The sequence below is a fragment of the Streptomyces sp. NPDC001157 genome (assembly GCF_053598255.1).
The window spans coordinates 73,460-87,733 of sequence record NZ_JBSFJW010000023.1 but is presented as its reverse complement, the minus strand read 5'-3'; the positions used below and the strand labels follow the sequence as shown (position 1 = coordinate 87,733).

Below are 14,274 nucleotides of genomic sequence, written 5' to 3'. Positions count from 1 at the left end.
TCAGAAGAGGCCGGGGTCTACGCTCGGCGCATCATGCAATTCGCGAGCGCCTTTCAGCCACGCCGCCGCACCCTCCTGATCGCCCTCGCCGCGGTGAGTACGGCGGCCGCGGTGCCGACGACGTACGCCCTGCTGCCCCCGGACTCCCCCGCCGAGGCCCCGGAAGGACTCCGCCTCGCCGACGAACTCCGCGAGTACGTCGATCACTTCCCCCGCAGCGGCGGCTACCGCACGCCCACCCGCAGCGAACGCACGGCCGTGGCCGAGGCCGTGACGGGCACCCTGCGAGGCAGTCGCTCCCTCGCCGCACAGCACCTGCTGCGACAGATCGACTACCGGCTGACGAGGCATCAACTGGCCGACTCCGGCCGCGAGGTGGCCGAGATCGCGGAGCCGACGGAGCACATGGTGGGAACGGGCCGCGGCTGGGGCCGGGTCTACGTGGACCTCGGCGCCCCCCTGCGTTGGAGCGTCCAGATCCCCCACCCCCGCTCCGACCTGCACACCGAACTGATCGGTGCCGAGCTGTTCGCCCGGGTGCCCGGCGGCGTGCTCATCCTCGCCGGCGCGCCCCGGGACGCCGCCGCGGGACGCACGGCCGACATGGCCCATAGCAGCCGTACGGTCTTCAACGCGGTCTGCGACGCCCTTGTCACCCGGCGCATCCCCGCCCTCCAGGTGCACGGCTTCGCCGACGCCGGCTCCCCCGGCCACGACGTGGTGCTCTCGACGGGCCCAGCCGGACGCACCCCGACGGCCCGCGCGGCAGCCGACCGTATCGAGGCGCAGGGCTTCAGGGTCTGCCGGGCCTGGTCCGACGACTGCGACGGACTGGAGGGCCGGACGAACGTCCAGGCCGGCACGGCGGCCGACCTGGGCGTGGACTTCCTGCATGTGGAGAACAGCTACAGCCTGCGCTCCGACCCGGCGGCCCGCTCCCGCCTGGTCACGGCGCTCGGCGAGGTCGCGCGGGCCTGGTCGGGCTGATACTGCGCCTTCCCGGGGGACGCCCCCCGGACCCCCGGCAGAAAAGCACGTCAGCCCGAATCACCGGCGCGGCCGGTACGAGACGAAGCCGAGCAACCGTGGTCAGTGCACCTGGGAGAGGCCCTTCTCGACATCCTCAAGGTTCATCAACGGCGTGTAGTCGATCTTGGCGCCCAGGTTGAGGAAGAACGGCTCGCTGATGACGGGCATCTGGGAGACGTCCTGAAGGTCGAAGACCAGGAAGGCGGTGCGTTCGCCCTCGTCGGCGGTGAAGTAGGCCGCTTCGGGCTTTATCTGCTCCACCGACGACTGGATCATCTTCGCGAGGGTGCCGTTGCGGATGGCCTCGTTCGACTTCTCCGTGTCGAAGTGCGCCCTGAGCAGTACACGCATAGCTCTCACCTTCTCTGGTCGACGCACACACGCGTACAACTCCACCGTATGCCCGACTTGCGCACGCTGCCCTGTTATGCACCAACCGGTGCTTCCCTCTACTCCCCAGGGAGCAGCGGAGCAGCATCCCCGCGTGCGACGCGCCGACCGGCCGGTGCGCACAGGCTGGGGGCACGACGAGAGGAGACGGCGATGATCCTGGTGACCGGCGCGACGGGGCACGTCGGCGGCGAGCTGGTACGACGGCTGACGGCCGCGGGCCACCCGGTACGGGCGATGACCCGCCGCCCGGCCGAGGCACGGCTCCCGGCCGGCGTCGAGGCGGTGTACGGCGACGCGGACGACCCGGCGAGCCTGGACGCGGCGTTCGCGGGGGCGAGCGGGGCCTTCCTGATGTCGGCGCAGGGCGTCGGCACGACCCCCGGCCCGACCCATGACCTCGCCCTCGCCGAGGCGGCGGCAAGGGCGGGTACACAACGCCTGGTGAAGCTGTCGGTCCTGGACGCGGGCGCGGGCTCCGACGTGATCGCCCGCTGGCACGCGGAGGCGGAGGCCGCGGTGACGGACCCGTCCCGGGACTGGGCATGGACCCTGCTGCGCCCCGGCCGCTTCATGTCGAACGCCCTGCAGTGGGCGGGCAGGCTCCGCGCGGGCGACGAGGTGAGCGTCCCCTTCGCGGACCGCCCGGCGGCGAGCATCGACCCGGCGGACGTGGCGGAGATCGCGGCCCTGGCCCTGACCACCGCCGAACACACGGGCGCCGCCTATGAGTTGAGCGGCCCTCAGTCCCTGACCCCCACCGAGGAACTGGCGATCCTCGCCCGCGTCCTCGACCGCGACCTGCGCATCCGCCCACTCCCGGACGACGCGGCCCGCGCGGGCATGTCCGCCTACGGCTTCCCGCCGGAGGTGGTCGACGCGATCATGCAGCGCACACGGGAGAGCGACCGGGGCGCGGAGGTACTGCCGACGGTGGAGAAGGTACTGGGGCGCCGGCCGCGGACGTTCACGGAGTGGGCCGGCGCCCATGTGGCGGCCTTCGGCCGCTGATCTGGACGACAGCCGTCTAGAAGACCGCCGTCCCGTCCTGCGTCAGCTTCCAGTTGGTGACCGCGAAGTCCGCCGGGTTCAGCGTGCCCTTCGCCGTGACGTAGTCGATCATCAGCTGGCGGATCTCGTTGGTCGAGCTGTACGCGATGTCGGCGGTGGCGATGTGCGGGTAGCCGGAGCCGCCGTTCGCACGGTAGTTGTTGACCGCGACGACGAAGACCTGGTCGTCGGCGACCGCCTTGCCGTTGTACGTCAGGTTCTTGATCCGCGAACCCTCGGCCTGCGCGATGTCGATGTCGTACGAGACGCCGGCGGCCGTGTCGTACATGTAGTCCCAGAAGTTGTTGGCGTTGGTCAGCGTCGCGGTGTCGACCTTCGTGCCCGACGGGACCTGGTGGTAGTACTTCGCCGCGAACTCCAGGTAGTCCTTCAACTGCGCACCCGTGAGCTTCTTGCCGTACAGGGTGTTGTCGTAGATGTAGAGCCCGGCGATGTCCTTGATGGTGACGCTCCCGGCCGGGATGTCGGCGGTGCGGCTGAACGGCGCGGCGACCGAGATCAGGGGCAGCGCGGCATCGCTCGCCGACAGGCCCGCCTTCACCGACTGCATCTGGACCTCGTGGATGAAGTCCATGATCGGGACGTCCTTCCAGCAGGACTCCGCCGCCGAGAGGTCCTGGGTGCACTTGCCCACGGCCGTGTTGACGTACTTCACCACGAGGTCGTGGTCGGCCTTGAGGAGCTTGGTGATCTCCGGGTCCTCCTCGACGCCCTTCGGGTCGAGGGTCTGGGCCGTCTTCTTCGTCACCTTCCACTGCCCGCAGTGCAGTTCGAGCTCGAAGTCGAAGACGGTGAGACGGTAGCCCCAGCAGTACGGCTCGGAGAGCAGGACATCCTCGCCGGTCTCATCGTTCTTGACGATGTACGAGGACACCTCCTTGTGCGTGTGGCCGACCAGGATCGCGTCGATGCCGGGGACCTGCTCGGCGACGAGGTTGGAGGCGTTCTCGACGTAGGGCAGGGAGTCACCCCACGACGTCGAGCCGTCGAGGCCCGAGTGGTCCGTCAGGAAGACGACGTCACAACCCAGCGCCCGCAGCCGCGGCACGTACTTCTTCGCCTGCTCGACCAGCCCCGGGAAGACCATCTTCCCGCTGACGTTGTCCTTGTCCCACAGCGCGATACCGGGGTTGGTCAGACCGAGGATGCCGACCTTGATGTCGGGGGCGCCGGGGACGCGGATGCGCTTCACGGTGTACGGGTGGAAGGCCGGCCGAAGGGTCTTCGCGTCGAGGGCGTTGGCGCCGAGCAGCGGGAAGTGACACTGCTTCTCGAACTTGCGCAGCGTTTCTATGCCGTAGTTGAACTCGTGGTTGCCGAGGGCGGCGGCGTCGTAGCGCATGTGGTTCATGGCGACGGCCATGGGGTGCTTGGGCCCCTTCTTGCCGTCCTTGCCGGTGATCGGGTCGACCCGCGCGAAATAGTACGCGAGCGAGGTCCCCTGGATGATGTCACCGGCGTCGACGAGCAGCACGTGCTCCTCGCCCTTGGCCGCGCGCTGCTGCTTGATGAGGGTGGCGACACGGGCGACACCGACGGAGTTGCCGGCCTTGTCGCTGTAGGCGGCGTCCTTGTAGTAGTCCCAGTCGAAGACGTGACTGTGCAGGTCGGTGGTGCCCAGGATGGAGAACGTCCAGGTCTTGGAGGGCTTGGAGGCGTTCTCGGTCGTGCGGTCGGCGGCCTGGGCGGTGCCGGTGCCCACCGCTCCCGCTGCGGCGACGGCCGCACCGGTGACGGCCGACTTCTTCACGAACTCCCGGCGGTTCAGGGGACTGGCGGGCATACGGGGCTCCTGGTCATGGAGGGGAAGTGGAGGAGGGCGCGGCGGGACTACCCGCGTAGATAGTTGCGCCCCTTAGTTACATCCGGAACCAGGAACAAGCCATGGACCGGTCAAGGAAGTCCATGACCGGCCCAACAGCTAGCGGACATATGGGATTTACAGGAACGAGTTGATCTCGATCGTCTCGTCCCGGCCCGGACCCACGCCGATCGCGGAGATCGGTGCGCCCGACATCTCCTCCAGCGCCTTCACGTAGTTCTGCGCGTTCTTCGGCAGATCGGAGAAGGACTTCGCCTTGGTGATGTCCTCCGACCAGCCGGGCAGGGTCTCGTAGACCGGCTTCGCGTGGTGGAAGTCCGACTGCGAGTACGGGAGCTCCTCGACGCGCTTGCCGTCGATCTCGTACGCCACGCAGACCGGGATCTCCTCCCAGCCGGTCAGGACGTCCAGCTTGGTGAGGAAGAAGTCGGTCAGGCCGTTCACGCGGGTCGCGTAGCGGGCGATCACTGCGTCGAACCAGCCGCAGCGGCGGTCACGGCCGGTCGTCACGCCCCGCTCGCCGCCGATGCGGCGCAGCGCCTCGCCGTCCTCGTCGAAGAGTTCGGTCGGGAAGGGGCCGGAGCCGACGCGGGTCGTGTAGGCCTTGAGGATGCCGATGACCCGGCTGATCTTGGTGGGGCCCACGCCTGCGCCCGTGCACGCGCCACCGGCGGTGGGGTTGCTGGACGTGACGAAGGGATAGGTCCCGTGGTCGATGTCGAGGAGCGTGCCCTGACCGCCCTCGAAGAGCACGACCTTGTCGTCGTCCAGGGCCTGGTTGAGCACGAGGACCGTGTCGGCGACGTACGGCTTGAGCTTGTCCGCGTAGCCCAGCAGCTCCTCGACCACCTGGTCGATGGCGATCGCGCGGCGGTTGTAGAGCTTGGTGAGGATCTGGTTCTTGACGTCGAGAGCCGCCTCCACCTTCTGGGTGAGGATGGACTCGTCGTAGAGATCCTGTACGCGGATGCCGACACGGTTGATCTTGTCCGCGTAGGTCGGGCCGATGCCGCGCCCGGTGGTCCCGATCTTCCGCTTGCCGAGGAAGCGCTCGGTCACCTTGTCCACCGTCACGTTGTACGGCGTGATGATGTGAGCGTTACCGCTGATCAGGAGCTTGGACGTGTCGACGCCGCGCTCGTTCAGCCCGTTCAGCTCGGAGAACAGGACCGACGGGTCGACGACGACACCGTTGCCGATGACCGGCGTGCAGCCGGGGGAGAGAATCCCGGAAGGGAGCAGGTGAAGGGCGTACTTCTGGTCGCCCACGACTACCGTGTGGCCGGCGTTGTTGCCGCCCTGGTATCGCACCACGTAGTCGACGGATCCGCCTAGCAGGTCCGTCGCCTTTCCCTTGCCTTCGTCACCCCACTGAGCACCGAGCAGCACAAGTGCGGGCACGCGCGTACACCCCTTCCGGGCGGGGCATGTCCAAGGTCAGGGGCGTACGCGTAAGGTTCACCGCCGCGTGCACCGCGGCCGTCGTTGGCCGCAAACCGTCGGACCGGATGCCCCGGAATAGACGAAGCCCCTGGCGCAATAGCGCAAGGGGCTCTTGCACAAAGATGCTACCCGAGGAAGCGAGGCAGGACCGAGGTGGTGACTTCCGCGACTTCCGATCAGCTGTTGGTGGTCATCGATCCGGTCGCCCGGCGGACGGACGGGGAGTCGGTACGCATCGCAAAAGACGTGCTCAGCGCGGGTGCGCACGCGAAGGTGTGCCTGCCGGAGGGCCCGGAGGAATTCGCCCGGGCACTTTCCCGGCGGGGGTCCCGACGGCCGGTGGTCATCGGCGACGACCGCGCCCTGGTCCGCGCGGTGTCCCTTTTGCACCGGCAGCGGGAGCTGGCCGGATGTGCCCTGTCGGTGGTGCCGGTGGGCGGTGCGCTGTCGGTGGCCCGTTCCCTGGGGGTGCCCACGGGGGCGGTGGCGGCGGCGCGGGCGGTCCTCGACGGGGTCGTACGGCGGCGGGACCTGCTGGTGGACGAGAGCGACGGGGTGGTGCTCGGCGCGCTCCACATCCCGCCGGTGACCGTGCAGACCCCTGCGCTGGAGGCGGGGCGCCCCTGGCTGCGCACGGCCCAGTCGCTCGTACGCACCCTGGTACCGGCCCGCGAGACCTCGATCCCGGCGCCCCGGCCGGCCCGGCTGCGGGTGGAGGTCGACGGGGTGACGCTGCTGGACCTGGACCAGCCGGTGGAGGCGGTGTCGGTGACGCCGGGTGACTGCGGTCTGGCCGAGGTGGAGGTACGGCCGCTGTCGGTGGGCGCGGAGGCCTCGCCCGTACGGGCCCAGGGCCGGACGGTGAGCGTGTCCGGGGCGGACTTCCGGTACCGGGCGGATGCGGGGGTGTGGGGGCCGGTGCGGAGGCGGACGTGGACGGTTTGGGAGGGGGCTTGGGGGTTGACGGTGCCGTCAGCGTGAGCCGGGCCGTTGGAAGCCGGCGGTGTCGAGCATGCAGTCAAACGGGGCCGGGATGTAGATCTTCTCGCCGAACGGCTTGATGGAGCGATCCTCATAGCCCTTTGCCGAGGGGGACCCATACACAACGGCCCGCTCCTCCTGCATGTCGAGGATCAGATACACAGGGATGCCTGCCTTGGCGTAGACGTCGACCTTGTCGGTCAGGTCGTCTTTCCTCGTGGAGCGAGAGGTCAGTTCGGCGACGAAACACAGGCCTTCGCCGTCCAGGTGATTGCTCTCCGTCTCGAGAACTTGCTCGTGCACCGCGTGAATGTCCGGCCCGTACGCACACTCGTCCCCTGGGAAGACGAACAACGTCGGCGCCCGGTCGATCTCGTGTCCCGCGGGCAGATGCGGTTCCAGCTGTTTGCACACCAGCTTCATCACACGGTTGTAGTAGCCCTTGGACCACGGCGACACAACGACGCTCCCCCTGATGATCTCGGCCTTGTAGCCGTCGGGCACATGCAGCTCTTCGAGGAGGTCCAGGAGTTCCTCGAAGCTGCCTCCGGGCTCAGTGCCGCTTATCGTTGGTTGCTCCGCCACGAGTGTCATGATGCGCCCTCCCCTTGATGCGGACCAGCCACAACTCAGAGTAGCTGGTCGCTCACCCGGACGTGATCGGATTCGTCCTTGAGATCCACCCCGGTCCGCCCCAGCTCCCGCCCCCTCCCCATCAACCCCGCCAACTTCCCCGCCGCCACCTCATACGTCAGCCCAAGCGGCGGCCGGATGTTGCTCAGGCAGTTCCGGTCGGCGTCCGTCGTCACGCCCGGCACGGGCCGGTACGTCAGGTATGCGCCCAGCGAGTCCGCCGCCGACATCCCGGGCCGCTCCCCCACCAGGACGACCACCATCGTCGCGCCCATCGCGTGGGCGATGTCGTCGCCGAGGGCCACTCGGGCCTGTTCGGCCAGCACCACCGGGGCGATCGACCAGGAAGGCAGCCGCGCCGCCGTCTCCCGCACCACCGCCGCCGCATGCTCGTGCACCGCCCGGCTGGACAGCCCGTCCGCGACCACGAACACCACGTCCCAGTCCCCGGCGGGGAGGTGCGCACGGTCCGTCGGATGCAACCGGCGGCCCAGGTCGGGGCGCTGGAGGTACGTGAGCCGGTCACCGGCGGCGCTGCGGACCCGTACCGTCGGCATCCCGCCCAGCCCGGCCGCGACCGCGTCAGGCTCGAACGGCGAGTGCACCGCGTCGCGGGCGGCCGCGTGCGCGGTCTGGAGTTCCAGGCGGTGGCGGGTCGGGAGGGCCGAGCCCGCGCGGCCGAGGCCGATCCGGGCCTGGGTGTGCCGGCGCATGGCCGCCCACAGCGCCAAGTCGTCTGTAGGCACTGCTACTTGACGATCCGTCATGCCGCCAGCTCCCTTCCGATCGCCGTCAGGGGATGGGCCCCCGACGCGCCCGACACGTCCTTGATGGACCCGCTCTCGTCCAGCAGCCCGATCGACCCCAGCCATGCCTCGAACTCCGGTGCCGGGCGCAGCCCCAGCACCTCGCGCAGGTACAACGCGTCGTGGTACGAGGCCGATTGGTAGTTGAGCATGATGTCGTCGCCGCCCGGTGTGCAGATCACGAAGGACGCGCCCGCGACGCCGAGCATCGTCAGCATGGTGGCGACGTCGTCGTCATCGGCGTCCGCGTGGTTCGTGTAGCAGATGTCCAGGCCCATGGGCAGGCCGAGGAGTTTGCCGCAGAAGTGGTCCTCCAGGGCGGCGCGGAGGATCTGCCGGCCGTCGTAGAGGTACTCCGGGCCGATGAAGCCCACCACCGTGTTCACCAGCAGGGGGTCGTAGCGGCGGGCGACCGCGTACGCCCGTGCCTCCACCGTCTGCTGGTCGACGCCGTGGTGCGCGTCCGCCGAGAGGGCGCTGCCCTGGCCGGTCTCGAAGTACATGACGTTGTCGCCGACCGTCCCCCGGCCCAGTCCGCGTGCCGCCTCGTACGCCTCGTCCAGCAGGCCCAGCGTCACGCCGAAGGAGGCGTTCGCGGCCTGGGTGCCCGCGATGGACTGGAAGACCAGGTCCACCGGTGCGCCGCGCTCCATCAGGTCCACGCTCGTCGTGACATGGCACAGGACGCAGGACTGGGTGGGGATGGAGTAGCGGTCGATCACTCCGTCCAGCAGTTCCAGCAGCTCCCGTACCGCCTTCGGGCTGTCCGTCGCCGGGTTGATGCCGATCACCGCGTCGCCGGAGCCCAGCAGCAGACCGTCGAGGAGCGCGGCCGCGACGCCCGCCGGGTCGTCGGTGGGGTGGTTGGGCTGCAGGCGCGTGGCGAGGCGGCCCGGCAGGCCGATCGTCGAACGGAAGGCGGTGACGACCTGCACCTTGCGGGCGACGGCGACCAGGTCCGCGTTGCCCATCAGCTTCGAGACCGCGGCGACCATCTCAGGCGTCAGCCCGGGCGCCACCGCGGCCAGGGCCGCCGTGTCCGCCGCAAGCAGCCACTCCCTCAGCTCCCCGACCGTCATCCCGGCGACCGGCGCGAAGGCGCCCGCGTCATGGGTGTCCACGATCAGCCGGGTCACGTCGTCGGTCTCGTACGGGATCACCGGCTCGGCCAGGAAGGTCGCGAGCGGCACCTCCGTCAGGGCCCAGCGCGCCGCGACCCGCTCCTGGGCGCTCGCGGCGGCGAGGCCCGCCAGCCGGTCGCCGGAGCGTTCCGGGCTCGCGGCGGCCAGCAGGCGCGCGAGGGAGTCGAAGCGGTACCGGTGGCCGCCGAGGGTGGAGGAGTACGAGCTCATGGCGGCGACCGTACGAGCCGCGTGTTGCCGACAGATTGCATCAGATTGCGTCGGAGTTCTAAAGGTCTGGTTGACAAACATTTAACGCCCCGACACCCTTGACCGACTCATTCGGGCTACAGAGTTCCGGTCCAGTGCACCAACAGATCAGGGCGCATCACAGCGGATCACCAGGAGAGGGGCCAACCCCGATGGCAGTGGATGAGGGCGTCGCCCCGGCGACGAAGACGGACGGCGAGGGCACGGTCCACCGGCTCAAGCCCAACGCCGTGGGCCTGCTGGGGGTGGTCTTCATGGCCGTCGCCACCGCGGCCCCGATCACCGCGATGACGGGCAACGTGCCCTTCATGGTGTCGTCCGGCAATGGCATCGGCGCCCCGGCGAGCTATCTCGTCGCAATGGTCGTCCTGGCAATCTTTTCCATCGGCTTCACCTCGATGGCGAAGCACATCACGTCCACCGGCGCCTTCTACGGCTTCATCTCCTACGGCCTGGGACGCACCGCGGGTCTCGCGTCGGGCCTCCTCGCGACCTTCGCGTACGCCGTGTTCGAGCCCGCGCTGATCGGCATCTTCTCGACCTTCGCCACCGGGACCCTCAAGGACCAGACGGGACTCGACATCCCGTGGTGGGCCTTCGCGCTGCTGATGCTCGCCGTCAACGCGACGGGCACCTGGTTCGGCGTCTCGGTCGCCGAGAAGCTCCTGGTGGTCCTGCTCGGCACCGAGGTGACGGTCCTCGCGGCGATGGCGATCTCGGTCGCCCTGCACGGCGGCGGCCCGCACGGCTTCACCTTCGGCCCGGTCAACCCCGTCAACGCCTTCAAGGGCACGTCCGCCGGCCTCGGCCTCTTCTTCGCCTTCTGGTCCTGGGTCGGCTTCGAGTCGACGGCGATGTACGGCGAGGAGTCCCGCGACCCGAAGCGGATCATCCCCAAGGCCACGATGATCAGCGTCCTGGGCGTCGGCGTCTTCTACGTCTTCGTCTCCTGGATGGCCATCATCGGCAACGGCGAGACCGAGGCCGTCAAGGTCGCCTCGTCGGCGAACCCCCTCGCCCTGTTCTTCAACCCCACCGAGCACTACGTCGGCCACTGGGCGGTCGACCTCATGCAGTGGCTGATGATCACCGGCTCGCTCGCCTGCGGCATGGCCTTCCACAACTGCGCCGCCCGCTACATGTACGCACTGGGCCGCGAGGGAGTCCTCCCCTCCCTGAAGAACACCATCGGCCGCACCCACCCCCGGCACGGCTCCCCGCACATCGCGGGCCTGGTGCAGACGGTGGTGAGCGCCGTACTGATCCTCGCGTTCTGGGCCACCAGCAAGGACCCGGCGAACGCCCTCTACGTCCTGCTCGCCATCCTCGGCACGATGGCGATCCTGATCGTGCAGGCGGTCTGTTCCTTCGCGGTCCTCGTCTACTTCCGCAAGAACCACCCCGAGAGCCGGCACTGGTTCAAGACGTTCACCGCGCCGCTGGTCGGCGGCATCGCGATGCTCGCAGTGGTGCTGCTCCTGGTGTCCAACATGAGCGTCGCGGCCGGCTCGGAGTCCGGCTCGCTGCTGCTGAAGGCGACGCCGTGGCTGGTGGCCCTGGTCGCGGCGACGGGCATCGGGTACGCGCAGTACCTCAAGCGCCGGTCGCCCGAGCGGTACGCCCTGCTCGGGCGGACGGTGCTTGAGGAGACCAAGGAGCGGTAACTACCGGTCCCCGAAGGTCCGTTGGCGGTGCACCCGCCACCGCTCCATCATGGCCGAGACCTCGCCCTCGACGAACTCGAAGAAGGCGAGCGTCTCGGCCATGCGGCGTCCTGCAGGGGTCTCGGCGCCCAGGCTGCTCACGCCGTCGCGCAGGGCGACCTCCCACCGCTTGATGATGGCCTCGCGGTTGGTGAGGGCCTCGTACCACTGGTCGCCGTGCACCCGGTAGCGCTCCCGGCGCGAACCGGGTTCCCGCTCGCGCGAGACCATGTGCGTCATGGTCAGATAGCGCACCGCGCCGGAGACCGCCGCCGGGCTGATCTGCAGCTGCTCCCCCAGCTCGGCCGAGGTCATCGAGCCCTCGTCGGAGGCGAGCAGCGCGGCGAAGACACGGGCGGGCATCCGCTGCATCCCGGCCTCGACAAGCTGCGCCGCGAAACTCTCCACGAACTTCGAGACCGCCTCCGGGTCCCGCCCCACCGCCTTCGACTCCGCCATGGTCACCACCCTAACCGGGCTTCATAGGCTTTATACGCTTCCTTAACTTCACAAATTTCTGAAAGAAGCGTACGTTCTGAAGCATGACGAAGGCAATCAGCGTCTCTGGCCTCCACAAGTCGTTCGGCCGCACGCACGCCCTGGACGGCCTCGACCTGGACGTCGAGACCGGCGAGGTGCACGGCTTCCTCGGCCCGAACGGCGCGGGCAAGTCCACCACCATCCGTGTCCTGCTCGGCCTGCTGCGCGCCGACTCCGGCGCCGCGCAGGTGCTGGGCCGCGACCCGTGGCGGGACGCGGTGGAGGTGCACCGCCGGATCGCCTACGTCCCCGGGGACGTCACCCTGTGGCGGAACCTGTCGGGCGGCGAGGTCATCGACCTCTACGGCCGTCTGCGCGGCGGCCTCGACGCCGGGCGCCGGGCCGAGCTGATCGAGCGCTTCGAGCTGGACCCCACCAAGAAGGGCCGTACGTACTCGAAGGGCAACCGTCAGAAGGTCGCTCTGGTGGCCGCCTTCGCGTCGGACGTGGACCTGCTGATCCTGGACGAGCCGACGTCCGGCCTGGACCCGCTGATGGAGGAGGTCTTCCAGCGCTGTGTGGAGGAGGAACGTGAGCGAGGACGTACCGTGTTGTTGTCGTCCCACATCCTCAGCGAGGTCGAGGAGCTCTGCGACCGCGTGAGCATCATCCGCAAGGGCCGGACGGTGGAGAGCGGTTCGCTGGCCGAGCTGCGCCATCTGACGCGGACGAGCGTGACCGCCGAACTCGCCGGTCCGCCCAACGGGTTGGCGCAGCTGCCAGGCGTCCACGACCTCGATGTACAGGGAAGGAGGGTGCGGCTGCAGGTCGACACGGACAAACTCGACGCCGTACTACGGCAGTTGAGCGAGTCGGGCGTACGGTCGCTGACCTCGACCCCGCCCACGCTGGAGGAGCTGTTCCTGCGCCACTACCAGGAGGCGTCATGACCTCTCTCGCGGGCACGCGGGTGCTGCTCCGCTTCAACCTGCGCCGCGACCGGCTGATGATCCCGGTGTGGGTGGCGGTCAACGCCCTGATGGTCCTCTCCATGCCGAACACCCTCAAGGGCCTCTACGGCACCGAGGCCGAGCGCACCGATCTGCTGCACCAGGTCGCCACCAACGCCTCCTTCCGCGCCCTGATCGGTCCCGTCTTCGACGACTCCCTGGGCGCGCTCACGGCCTGGCGCGTCGGTGTCTACGCGGGCGCGCTCGCCGCCGCCACCAGCCTCCTGGTGGTCGTACGCCACACCCGTGACGAGGAGGAGAGCGGTCGGCACGAGCTGATCGCCTCCGGCGCGGTGGGGCGTCGGGCCTCGCTGACGGCCGCCCTGCTGGCGGCGGGGGTCGCAAATGCCGTACTGGCGCTGCTCGTCGGTGCCGGACTGGCGGGGCAGGGAGCCACGGGGTCGGTGGTCTTCGCCCTCGGCCTGGCGGCGGTCGGCATGGTCTTCGCCACGATGGCGGCGATCGTCGCCCAGCTGACGGAGAGCGCCCGGCTGGCGCGGGGCCTGACGGCGGCGGTGCTCGGCGCGGCCTTCGTGCTGCGCGCGGCGGGCGACTCGGCGAGGAACGACGGTTCGTCGGTGTTGACCTGGCTGTCCCCGCTCGGCTGGCTGGAGAACCTGCGCCCGTACGCCGGTGAACGCTGGTGGGTGCTGCTGCTGTTCGCGGCGGCGGTGGGACTACAGGCTGTCGTCGCCTACGAGTTGGCGGGCCGCCGGGACGTCGGCATGAGCTTCCTGCCGACCCGCCCCGGGCCGGCGACCGGCCGCCTCCGCACGGCGGGCGCACTGGCGTGGCGACTCCAGCGGGGCAGCGTCCTGGGCTGGTCGATCGGCTTCTTCCTGGCCGGTGTCGTCTACGGCGGCCTCACGAACGGAGTGGCCGACCTGGTCGGCGACAACAAGAACGCCCGCGAGATCTTCGAGCGGATGGGCGGCCACAGCGGGCTGACGAACGCCTTCCTGTCCTCGATGGTCGGCATGCTGGGCCTGATCGCCGCGCTGTACGTGGTGGCGTCCGTGCTGCGGTTGAACGGCGAGGAGACCTCGGGCCGGGCGGAACCGGTGCTGGCGAACGCGGTGGGGCGGCTGCGCTGGGCCGCCGGCCATCTGGTCGTGGCCTTCGGCGGATCGGTCCTGATCATGCTGCTCGCGGGGCTCGGATTCGCCGTCGGCTACGGCAAGGAGGTCGGCCCGATCCTGGGTGCGTGCCTGGTGCAGGTGGCCGCGGTGTGGGTGATCGGCGGGCTGGCGGTGCTGCTGTACGGCGTGCTGCCGCGGGCGGCGATGGCGGCGTGGGGTGTCGCGGGGGCGGTGCTGCTGATCGGCTGGGTGGGCCCGGCACTGGATGCTCCGCAGGCGGTACTCGACCTGTCCCCCTTCGGGCATCTGCCGAAGCTGCCGGGTGGGGGGATGGAGTGGGGGCCGGTGGCGCTGCTGACCGTGCTGGCGGTGGTGATGGTGGGTGCGGGACTTACGGGGTTGCGGCGGCGGGACATGACGGCCTGACGCGAACCGC

The 14,274-nt window shown here is 69.6% G+C and carries 13 protein-coding genes; 6 read left to right on the top strand and 7 right to left on the bottom strand.

Annotated features, from left to right (window positions below):
* Positions 1-33: 33 nt before the first annotated feature.
* Entirely contained in the window at positions 34-987 is a 954-nt protein-coding gene (locus tag ACWDAG_RS31795; protein WP_450698988.1) for a hypothetical protein, read from the top strand.
* A 102-nt stretch (positions 988-1,089) separates the two neighbouring features.
* Here ACWDAG_RS31795 and ACWDAG_RS31790 read toward each other — a convergent pair whose 3' ends face one another.
* On the bottom strand, positions 1,090-1,380 hold the full coding sequence (locus ACWDAG_RS31790) for a hypothetical protein (protein ID WP_450698987.1): 291 nt from the start codon (positions 1,378-1,380) through the stop codon (positions 1,090-1,092).
* Positions 1,381-1,572: 192 nt separating this feature from the next.
* Between ACWDAG_RS31790 and ACWDAG_RS31785 the strand changes: the two genes are divergently transcribed.
* Positions 1,573-2,430: an NmrA family NAD(P)-binding protein gene (locus tag ACWDAG_RS31785; protein ID WP_450698986.1), complete on the top strand. Its 858-nt coding sequence runs from the start codon at positions 1,573-1,575 to the stop codon at positions 2,428-2,430.
* A gap of 16 nt (positions 2,431-2,446) precedes the next feature.
* On the opposite strand, the gene ACWDAG_RS31780 is transcribed toward ACWDAG_RS31785, so the two are convergent.
* Positions 2,447-4,273 (bottom strand): bifunctional metallophosphatase/5'-nucleotidase, encoded by a 1,827-nt coding sequence (locus ACWDAG_RS31780; RefSeq protein ID WP_450698985.1) that lies wholly within the window; start codon positions 4,271-4,273, stop codon positions 2,447-2,449.
* Positions 4,274-4,429: 156 nt separating this feature from the next.
* On the bottom strand, positions 4,430-5,713 hold the full coding sequence (locus tag ACWDAG_RS31775; protein WP_450698984.1) for an adenylosuccinate synthase: 1,284 nt from the start codon (positions 5,711-5,713) through the stop codon (positions 4,430-4,432).
* 195 nt (positions 5,714-5,908) lie between these two features.
* Here ACWDAG_RS31775 and ACWDAG_RS31770 point away from each other — a divergent pair, with 195 nt between their 5' ends.
* Positions 5,909-6,736 carry a diacylglycerol kinase gene (locus tag ACWDAG_RS31770; RefSeq protein ID WP_450698983.1) on the top strand — a complete coding sequence of 276 codons (828 nt, stop codon included), beginning with the start codon at positions 5,909-5,911 and terminating at the stop codon, positions 6,734-6,736.
* Here ACWDAG_RS31770 and ACWDAG_RS31765 read toward each other — a convergent pair.
* From ACWDAG_RS31765 to ACWDAG_RS31755, 3 genes are read right to left on the bottom strand one after another with little or no spacing between them, the layout of a single operon-like run.
* Positions 6,728-7,330, bottom strand: a complete 603-nt coding sequence (locus ACWDAG_RS31765) for a Uma2 family endonuclease (RefSeq protein ID WP_450698982.1) — start codon at positions 7,328-7,330, stop codon at positions 6,728-6,730. The genes ACWDAG_RS31770 and ACWDAG_RS31765 overlap by 9 nt on opposite strands.
* 35 nt (positions 7,331-7,365) lie before the next feature.
* Entirely contained in the window at positions 7,366-8,136 is a 771-nt protein-coding gene (gene eutC / locus ACWDAG_RS31760; RefSeq protein ID WP_450698981.1) for an ethanolamine ammonia-lyase subunit EutC, read from the bottom strand.
* Positions 8,133-9,527 (bottom strand): ethanolamine ammonia-lyase subunit EutB, encoded by a 1,395-nt coding sequence (locus ACWDAG_RS31755; RefSeq protein ID WP_450698980.1) that lies wholly within the window; start codon positions 9,525-9,527, stop codon positions 8,133-8,135. Before ACWDAG_RS31755 ends, eutC begins: the two co-directional genes overlap by 4 nt.
* A gap of 191 nt (positions 9,528-9,718) precedes the next feature.
* Here ACWDAG_RS31755 and ACWDAG_RS31750 point away from each other — a divergent pair, with 191 nt between their 5' ends.
* On the top strand, positions 9,719-11,230 hold the full coding sequence (locus tag ACWDAG_RS31750) for an APC family permease (RefSeq protein ID WP_450698979.1): 1,512 nt from the start codon (positions 9,719-9,721) through the stop codon (positions 11,228-11,230).
* Here the strand turns inward: ACWDAG_RS31750 and ACWDAG_RS31745 are convergent, their stop codons facing one another.
* Positions 11,231-11,728: a GbsR/MarR family transcriptional regulator gene (locus ACWDAG_RS31745; protein WP_450698978.1), complete on the bottom strand. Its 498-nt coding sequence runs from the start codon at positions 11,726-11,728 to the stop codon at positions 11,231-11,233.
* 83 nt (positions 11,729-11,811) lie between these two features.
* Here ACWDAG_RS31745 and ACWDAG_RS31740 point away from each other — a divergent pair, with 83 nt between their 5' ends.
* Both ACWDAG_RS31740 and ACWDAG_RS31735 read left to right on the top strand, forming a co-directional pair.
* On the top strand, positions 11,812-12,699 hold the full coding sequence (locus ACWDAG_RS31740) for an ABC transporter ATP-binding protein (RefSeq protein ID WP_450698977.1): 888 nt from the start codon (positions 11,812-11,814) through the stop codon (positions 12,697-12,699).
* Positions 12,696-14,264 carry an ABC transporter permease gene (locus ACWDAG_RS31735; protein ID WP_450698976.1) on the top strand — a complete coding sequence of 523 codons (1,569 nt, stop codon included), beginning with the start codon at positions 12,696-12,698 and terminating at the stop codon, positions 14,262-14,264. The genes ACWDAG_RS31740 and ACWDAG_RS31735 overlap by 4 nt, the downstream gene beginning before the upstream one ends.
* Positions 14,265-14,274: the final 10 nt, after the last annotated feature.